This is a genomic window from Pseudomonas persica, assembly GCF_900291015.1.
Classification (GTDB): Bacteria; Pseudomonadota; Gammaproteobacteria; order Pseudomonadales; family Pseudomonadaceae; genus Aquipseudomonas.
The window spans coordinates 1-251 of sequence record NZ_OLKL01000259.1 but is presented as its reverse complement, the minus strand read 5'-3'; the positions used below and the strand labels follow the sequence as shown (position 1 = coordinate 251).

1 protein-coding gene is annotated in these 251 nt (G+C 41.8%); it reads right to left on the bottom strand.

What is annotated here, in order from left to right; genetic code table 11:
- A partial coding sequence (locus FQ664_RS26495) for an Hpt domain-containing protein (RefSeq protein ID WP_144175949.1) occupies positions 1-251 on the bottom strand: 251 nt, incomplete at both ends.

Below are 251 nucleotides of genomic sequence, written 5' to 3'. Positions count from 1 at the left end.
GCCTTTCTATTTGGTCACAAATTTCAGCAATATCAGCCAACCCCAAGTTGCCAGCAGCACCTTTTAAAGTATGAACCTCAAACATTGTAGCTTCGCTGGTTTGCTCTTCTGAAGTACCTATTCTCATTCCGGAGTATTGTTCGATAAATCGTTGAATGAGTTTTTGATGCAGTGCCTCATTACCACCAGCTAAGCGCAGTCCTATTTCAGATCCAGCCACTCTTTCAATATCGAGATGATCAACTAAAGAC